General features: G+C 35.1%; 6 protein-coding genes and 1 pseudogene. 6 read left to right on the plus strand and 1 reads right to left on the minus strand.

Annotation, left to right across the window (positions count from 1 at the left end):
- Window positions 1-106: 106 nt before the first annotated feature.
- The gene (locus AB8B52_RS14130; RefSeq protein WP_406029241.1) at window positions 107-784 is read right to left on the minus strand and encodes a Crp/Fnr family transcriptional regulator; all 678 of its coding nucleotides are present in this window, start codon (window positions 782-784) and stop codon (window positions 107-109) included.
- Between the two features lie 113 nt (window positions 785-897).
- Here AB8B52_RS14130 and AB8B52_RS14135 point away from each other — a divergent pair, with 113 nt between their 5' ends.
- From AB8B52_RS14135 to AB8B52_RS14160, 6 genes and pseudogenes are all read left to right on the plus strand, one after another.
- Window positions 898-3276, plus strand: coding sequence for a heavy metal translocating P-type ATPase (locus tag AB8B52_RS14135; protein WP_406029243.1), 2379 nt, complete (start codon window positions 898-900; stop codon window positions 3274-3276).
- 73 nt (window positions 3277-3349) lie between these two features.
- Window positions 3350-3535, plus strand: coding sequence for a cbb3-type cytochrome oxidase assembly protein CcoS (gene ccoS / locus AB8B52_RS14140; protein WP_406029246.1), 186 nt, complete (start codon window positions 3350-3352; stop codon window positions 3533-3535).
- A 10-nt stretch (window positions 3536-3545) separates the two neighbouring features.
- Window positions 3546-5752: pseudogene (ccoN, locus tag AB8B52_RS14145) on the plus strand (cytochrome-c oxidase, cbb3-type subunit I).
- Between the two features lie 7 nt (window positions 5753-5759).
- A complete protein-coding gene (locus AB8B52_RS14150; protein ID WP_406029248.1) occupies window positions 5760-5945 on the plus strand; it encodes a CcoQ/FixQ family Cbb3-type cytochrome c oxidase assembly chaperone in 186 nt (61 codons plus the stop codon).
- Window positions 5942-6922, plus strand: a complete 981-nt coding sequence (locus tag AB8B52_RS14155) for a cbb3-type cytochrome c oxidase N-terminal domain-containing protein (RefSeq protein WP_406029250.1) — start codon at window positions 5942-5944, stop codon at window positions 6920-6922. The genes AB8B52_RS14150 and AB8B52_RS14155 overlap by 4 nt, the downstream gene beginning before the upstream one ends.
- 23 nt (window positions 6923-6945) lie before the next feature.
- Window positions 6946-7805: 4Fe-4S dicluster domain-containing protein (locus AB8B52_RS14160; protein WP_406029252.1), on the plus strand; the 860-nt coding region annotated here is incomplete at its 3' end.

The following is a 7805-nucleotide window of genomic DNA, read 5'->3' on the forward strand; positions in this document are numbered from 1 at the left end:
AGCTGTTATATTGAGCGCAGTCGAAATGCATTAAAAATCTATACGCATTTAGTTTTCGACTGCGCTCATTGTGACACTATTACTTACATTTTATAACAATTTTTTTTTACTCAATCCATTTAAGACCGCTAGAGTCTTCAATTTTAATTTGTTTGCCTTTAGTAGAAATCAAACCGTCCTTTTTAAATTGAGATAAAATTCTAATGGCAGATTCTGTAGCTGTACCAACAATACCAGCATAATCTTCTCGAGATAAAATGATATTTAAATACCCCTGTGAATCCGTTCCGAAATTATCATGCACATGCATCAATATTTCGGCCATTCGCCTTTTCACGGACTTCTGAGCCATATTTACCAATGACGAATCCGATACTTTTAAATCTTCTGCCATATTCTTTAGAACATCCATGGTGAATTTAGGATTCTTCTCCAAATCATTCATAATTTCACTCTTAGGAATAAAGCACATTTCCATATCATTTAGGGCTACAGCACTTAAATTAGTTTTTTGTTCAGAGACTAAAGAACGTTTTCCTAAAAGACCACCTTTTACAACTAACTTAACCACTTGGTCTTTACCATTTTCACTCAATTTTGTCAATTTACAAACACCATCTCTTACACAATACACACCATTTAAAGTTTCACCTTCTTCAAAAATGACTTGTCCTTTTTTATAGTGCTTTCCTGTTTTACAAGCAGATACACGCATTAATTCGTCTCTAGTTAACGATTTTAAGGAGTTAAACTCTTTTACAATACAAGATTCGCACTTACTCATAATGACTGATTTTTTTGGTAGTATTTCAAATATAGTAATAACATGACAAATATCATATTTTAAAATATTAGTATATGTGACCTTTGTTGCAGGTATAAAAGAGCAAATTAATAATGGAAAACGATTCTTGTTTCCACTGTGGTGATGACTGTGGAGGTCATCCAATTACACTTAAAGAAAAATCATTTTGTTGTAATGGTTGCAAGACTGTATATGAAATATTTAACGAAAATGACTTAACCTGTTATTACGATTTACAGAATTCTCCTGGAGCAATTCCTAAAGAAATTGAAGGGAAATACGATTTTCTGTCTCAAGAAAATATCATCGAAAAACTTACGGAATTTAGAAGCGATACTATTGAAATCGCCACGCTTTACATTCCACACATTCACTGTAGCTCTTGTATTTGGATTCTTGAAAACCTCAACAAACTCAATCCAAACATTTCAGATTCTCAAGTCAATTTTGGCAAGAAAACTGTTAGAGTGACGTATAACTCTAAACAAATTGACTTAAAATCTGTTGTGCTTCTATTAAGTTCAATTGGTTATGAACCCTATATAAGTTTAGACGATTTTAAATCTGGGAAAAAGCAAATTAATAGAAGCTTAATTTATAAGCTTGGCATTGCTGGCTTTGGATTCGGAAACATTATGTTTTTATCATTTCCTGAGTATTTTGAAGTCAATGAATTTTGGCTAGAGCAATACAAACCACTATTTCGATGGTTAATGTTTGTGTTGTCATTACCAGTTGTCTTCTACTCTGCCCAAGATTATTTTGTTTCGGCTTTTAAAGGCTTAAAAGCAAAAATTTTAAATATTGATGTGCCCATTGCCTTGGGTATTTCTGTCTTGTTCATTAGAAGTACTGCTGAGATTATGTTCGATTTGGGTTCTGGTTTTTTTGATAGTCTTGCTGGTTTAGTATTCTTTCTTTTAGTTGGTAAATTCTTTCAGCAAAAAACCTATGATTTCTTATCCTTTGAGCGCGATTATAAATCCTATTTCCCCATAGCTGTAACCAAAATAAATACCAAAGGTTTTGAAGAAACCATTCAAGTTTATGATATTGATAAAGGGGACCGCATCGTCATCCGGAATGAAGAGTTGATTCCTATAGATGCTATATTAATAAACGGAAAAGCAAAAATCGATTATAGTTTTGTGACAGGCGAATCGCAAACGGTTTCAAAACAGTCTGGAGATAAACTCTTCGCAGGCGGAAAACAAACGGCTGGAGTTATTGAAATAGAAGCTTTAAAATCTGTAGAGCAAAGTTATTTAACTCAGCTCTGGAGTAATGATGTCTTTAATAAAAATAAAGAAGAAGGTTTTTCTAATATCACAAATAACATAAGTAAACATTTTACAATTGCCATTTTAAGTATTGCCATTATTGCAACTACATTTTGGCTATTTACAGACGCAGGTAAGGCTATGAATGTATTTACCGCTGTACTCATAATTGCTTGTCCTTGTGCGATAGCGCTTTCTGCACCTTTTACTTTTGGGAACCTTTTGCGCATCTTTGGAAAGCAAAAATTCTACGTTAAAAACGCTAGTGTTATTGAGAAATTAGCACAAATCAATACTGTAATCTTTGATAAAACAGGAACAATCACATCCAACAAACACAGCAAAGCCGAATATGATGGAGATTTACTTTCGGATTCCGAAAACTTAGTTTTAAAAAATTCACTTCGTGGTTCTAATCATCCCCTAAGTAGAACCTTATACAGCATACTCGAAGACCATAATATTATTACACTCGATAGGTTTGAAGAACATATCGGAAAAGGTATTGAAGCCAGACATAATGAACAAAGTATGAAGATTGGCTCTGCAAGTTTTGTTGGTAATAGTAGTCAAGAGGTGTCTGTGCTCAACACTGCGGTTCATATTAGTAGTAATGATATTTATAAAGGAAAATTCACATTTTATAACAGTTATAGAAAAGGCGTTTCAAAATTGTTTAATCAACTTAAAAAGCAATTCGATTTGGTAATTCTTTCAGGCGATAATGAAGGCGAACGCAATAATCTTACAAAATTATTGCCGTCTAAAACCAAATTAATTTTTAATCAGAAACCAGAAGATAAATTAGAGTTTATAAAATACCATCAATCCGAAGGAGCAAAAGTATTAATGATCGGTGATGGTTTAAACGATGCTGGTGCATTAGCGCAGAGCGACGTTGGCATTGCTATATCAGAAAATGTCAATGTCTTTTCACCGGCTTGTGATGCCATTTTAGACGCTTCAAAATTTAAGCAATTATATCAGTTTATAAGGGCTTCCAAATCGGCCATAAAAATTATTAAATGGAGCTTTGTGCTATCATTTATTTATAATGTTATCGGATTATACTTTGCAGTCACAGGTCAATTAGAACCAGTAGTAGCTGCGATTTTAATGCCTTTAAGTTCTATTAGTATTGTGGTGTTCACAACAATTTGCACCAACCTTTTAGGACAAAAATTAAAATAAGTTATCCAACATGACAATTGTCATGTTTTTAAAACAGGTTGAATATTATTTTTGACCTATAACTTCAGTAGGTATGAGTGTTATTTATATTTTATTAACAGTAAGCGTCATTGTTGGCGTGGCTTTCTTTGTTGTATTTATTGTAGCAGTAAAGTCTGGTCAATACGATGACAGTTATACTCCTTCCGTTCGCATGCTTTTTGAAGACGAACTTGTAAAATCAAAAACCAAACCATCAACCAACACTAAAACTGACTAATTTTTTAAATATGGAAATGCAACAATTCTATTACGATAACAAAATCGTTAAAAAATTCCTTTACGCAACTATACTCTGGGGAGTTGTAGGAATGCTAGTAGGTTTACTATTAGCGTTTTTATTTTTATTCCCAAACCTAACAGATGGTATTTCATGGCTAAGCTTTGGTCGTTTAAGACCATTGCACACTAACGCAGTAATATTTGCCTTTGTAGGTAATGCCATTTTGCTGGTGTATATTATTCACTTCAGCGTTTATTAAAAGCCCGAATGTTCAGCGATATGCTGAGTAACTTTAATTTCTGGGCTTGGCAATTACTCATTGTTGGAGCGGCTATTACATTACCATTAGGTTATACAACATCTAAAGAATATGCTGAATTAGAGTGGCCTTTCGATATCGCTATCGCTTTAATTTGGGTTGCTTTTGGAGTGAACATGATTGGTACAATTCTTAAGCGTCGTCAAAGACACCTATATGTAGCCATTTGGTTTTACTTAGCTACGTTTGTTACGGTTGCCGTACTTCACATTTTCAATAGTTTAGCGCTACCTGTTAGCTTTACTGGTATGAAAAGTTATTCGGTTTATGCAGGTGTGCAAGATGCCTTGGTACAATGGTGGTACGGACATAATGCGGTTGCATTTTTCTTAACCACACCATTTTTAGGACTGATGTATTACTTCGTCCCAAAAGCAGCAAATAGACCTGTTTACTCTTATCGCTTATCTATTGTGCACTTTTGGTCTTTAATCTTTATCTACATTTGGGCAGGACCGCACCACTTATTATATACAGCATTACCCGAATGGGCACAACATTTAGGTGTCGCCTTCTCTATTATGCTACTTATGCCATCTTGGGGAGGAATGATAAACGGTCTCTTAACCTTGCGTGGAGCTTGGGATAAAGTACGTACAGATCCGGTTTTAAAATTTATGGTTGTTGCCATCACTGGTTATGGTATGGCCACTTTTGAAGGCCCAATGCTTTCTCTTAAAAACGTAAATGCCATTGCGCATTATACAGATTGGATTATTGCCCACGTTCACGTTGGTGCTTTGGCTTGGAATGGTTTCTTAGCTTTCGGGATGATTTATTATCTCATTCCAAAATTATTTAAAACCAGACTCTATTCTATTGGCTTAGCAAATGTTCATTTTTGGATTGGCACCTTAGGAATTATGTTATATGCTTTACCAATGTATGTCGCTGGTTTTGCTCAAGCTAGTATGTGGAAGCAGTTTAACCCAGATGGCACTTTAGTTTATGGTAACTTCTTAGAAACCGTAACTGAAATTATGCCAATGTATTGGATGCGTGCTATTGGTGGGACCTTATATATTACAGGTATGCTGGTCTTAGTCTATAACGTTATTATGACCGTTGTAAAATCTAAAAATAAAGTCACTGATGAATTAGCCGAAGCACCAGAATTAAAACGCGTATCTAAAGGTCGTGTTTCAGGAGAAGGCTGGCACACGTGGTTAGAACGCAAGCCAGTGCTTTTAACTATTTACGCAACAGTTGCTATTTTAATTGGTGGTATTGTTCAAATTATACCAACGATAGTTGTAAAATCTAACATTCCAACTATAAGTAGTGTTAAACCTTATACACCTTTAGAATTGGAAGGTCGAGACCTTTATATCAGAGAAGGCTGTGTTGGTTGCCACTCTCAAATGATACGTCCGTTTAGATCTGAAGTCGAACGATACGGAGAATACTCTAAAGCTGGAGAATTTGTTTATGATCACCCATTCCTATGGGGAAGTAAACGCACAGGACCAGATTTACATCGTGTGGGAGGCAAGTATTCAGACAATTGGCACTTTAATCATATGTACGACCCTCAGAGCACCTCTAGTGGATCAATTATGCCATCCTATAAATGGTTAATTGTTGGTGAAGGAGCGCAGCTCGATAAATCTATGACTGAGAAGAAAATGGAAGTTATGGTGACTTTAGGTGTGCCTTACACAGACGAAGAGATTTCTAATGCACAGACGTCTATGTTAGAGCAAGGAACTGAGATTGAAAAAAATCTATACAATGATCCTGATTTTGTAGCGTCTTACGAGGCAGACAAAGCCGCTTCTGGTGACGAATTTATAGAAATGCGAAACAGAGAAATCGTTGCGATGATTGCATATTTACAGCGTCTTGGAACCGATATCAAAGTAAAAGAAATCATAGATCAAACCGCTCAAAACTAAGTTTATTATGTTCAAATTTATAAAAGGCCACTTAGAGAGTATTACAGGTATTGAAATATACCCAATGATATCACTCCTTATATTTTTTATCTTTTTTGTTGTACTCTTTTATTGGGTATTTACAGCTAAGAAAGACTATATAAACACCGTTAGTAACATTCCATTAGACAACCAAAACGACACTATATTATGAGAAATTTAACGCCATCATACATAAGAGTGCCAATACTCTTTTTTATTATTGCAGGACTTGTTGAATACTTTGTAGATTCTGGCGATCAGCCTGCTTTTATGGAGCAACCTGTAATTTTGTTATTCTTACTATTAGTATTAATGCTATTAATTGCAATCGAAGCTATTGTAAGCTCTATGGATAACATTCTTTACCAAAGTCTGGATGACGAGGGTAAAGCGCGTTACACAGCAAATGCTAATAAGCCATCTAAACTAGTGGCATGGGTTCAGGGAACTTACAAAAATCTACTTGGATCTAAACCAATTGAAGCAGAAGGTGAGATTATTCTAGATCATAACTACGATGGTATTAAAGAATTAGACAATAATTTACCGCCATGGTGGGTCTATTCATTTTATATCTCTATCGTTTTTGCAGTAGTTTATATGGTGCGTTATCATGTTTTTAATGCAGATGACCAATTTGTAGAATATGAAGTTGAATATGCAGAAGCGAATAAAGCTATAGAGGAGTATAAGAAAAATGCTAAAGGTTTAGTCGATTTTAATACTGTTGAATTGTTAGCAGACGCATCAGACCTAAAATCTGGGCAAAAGATATTTGAAGTAAATTGTGTTGCTTGCCATAAAGCCGATGGTGGTGGTGGTATTGGACCAAATCTTACAGATGAAAATTGGATTTTAGGTGGGGGCATTAAAAATGTCTTTAAAACTATTTCTGAAGGAGGTCGGGCCGGTAAAGGTATGGTTGCTTGGAAATCTGAATTAAAACCTCTAGAGATGGCACAAGTTGCAAGTTATGTGTTACAATTTCAAGGCACTACACCTGCAGAACCTAAAGCAGCCGAAGGAGATATTTGGGTTGATGAATCCGTGAAAGCATCTGAAAATGAAGTTGAAGCCGAAGTTCAAACTACCACTGAAGATTCTGAGGTAATAATAGAAGAGGCAAAAACGATAGCTTCAAATAATTAATATACAGAAATTGCTACCCCAAAATGGAAACCTCAGGAAATGAAGTGTTTAGAGACTCAATCGGTACTATTGATGAAGATGGTAAGCGTAAATGGGTATTCCCTAAAAAGCCTTCAGGACCATTATATGAAAAGCGAAAACTAGTCAGCTACTTTTTAATCGCATTTTTATTCGCAGCACCATTTATAAAAATCAATGGTAATCAATTTCTGTTATTCAATATCTTAGAGCGACGATTTAATATTTTCGGTTTCCCCTTTTGGCCTCAAGATTTCTATCTTTTTGTAATGTCGATGCTGATTGGCGTTGTTTTTATAACCCTTTTTACTGTAGGTTTTGGACGTGTGTTTTGCGGCTGGATTTGTCCACAGACTATTTTTTTGGAAATGGTCTTTAGACGTATTGAATATTGGATAGATGGAGACCGGAATAAACAAATGCGTTTACAACGTCAGAAATGGGATGCAGAAAAAATAAAAAAACGTGTCCTAAAATGGTTTATCTTTTTAGTCATTTCCTTCTTAATTGCCAATGTGTTTTTAGCCTATTTAATCGGTGGAGATGAACTTATTAAATACATAATCGAAGGTCCTTTTGAGCATTCAGGCACACTAATTCCATTGCTTATATTTACTGCCGTATTCTATTTTGTATTCGCCTGGTTTAGAGAACAAGTATGCATCATAGCTTGTCCTTATGGTCGCTTACAGGGAGTGCTTTTAGATAATAAATCTATCGTTGTGGCCTACGATTACAAACGTGGTGAAGCAGAAAATGGCAGAAAAAAATTCAGAAAAAATGAAGATCGTGACGCCTTAGGACATGGAGATTGTATTGACTGTAATCAATGCGTCAATGTTTGCCCAACTGGTATTGATATTAG

The sequence above is a fragment of the Winogradskyella sp. genome, from assembly GCF_045105575.1.
Lineage (GTDB): Bacteria > Bacteroidota > Bacteroidia > Flavobacteriales > Flavobacteriaceae > Winogradskyella.